This is a genomic window from Bradyrhizobium sp. CCBAU 45384, from assembly GCF_028128665.1.
Taxonomy (GTDB): Bacteria; Pseudomonadota; Alphaproteobacteria; order Rhizobiales; family Xanthobacteraceae; genus Bradyrhizobium; species Bradyrhizobium manausense.
The window spans coordinates 1-592 of record NZ_LBIZ01000031.1 but is presented as its reverse complement, the minus strand read 5'-3'; the positions used below and the strand labels follow the sequence as shown (position 1 = coordinate 592).

Here is a 592-nt window from a genome sequence, read left to right as displayed (position 1 = left end):
TTCAGCAACGCGGGAGGCGTGTGATGGAATTCTTCTGTGGTTTGGATGTCGGCATGGACGAGACAGCGATCTGCGTGGTGGACGCCGCCGGCAAGGCGACGCTGGAGACAGTGGTGGTGACCGATCCCGACGCGATCAGGACGGCGCTCGCGCCGTATCTTGGCCGCTTGCGGCGGCTCGGCCACGAGGCGGGCTCGCTGTCGCCCTGGCTGCATCCGGAACTGCTCAAGCTCGGCTTGCCGGCGGTGTGCCTGGAAACCTTGCATGTGCGTGCGGCGCTGAAGGCGCAGCGCAACAAGACCGACCGGGCGGACGCGCTCGGGATTGCCCACATCATGCGCACCGGCTGGTTCCGCAAGGCGCATATCAAGAGCGAGGCGTGCTACCGGCTGCGGCTGTTGTTGACGCACCGGCGCAACTTGAAGCGTAAGTTTCTGGACCTGGAGAATGCGATCCGGCATTCGCTGAAGGTGTTTGGCATCCGCCTGAGCCGGGTCGGACGCGGCGGTTTTGCGCAAGCCGTCCGCGAGGCGGTGGCGCACGATGCGTTGGTCAGCGAGCTGATCGATGCCATGTTGAATGCGCGCGCCGC

Annotated in this window: 1 protein-coding gene; it reads left to right on the top strand. The window is 65.5% G+C overall.

Annotated features, from left to right (window positions below; translation table 11 throughout):
- Window positions 1-23: 23 nt before the first annotated feature.
- The coding region (locus tag XH80_RS02870; RefSeq protein WP_271597246.1) for an IS110 family transposase at window positions 24-592 on the top strand (569 nt) is incomplete at its 3' end.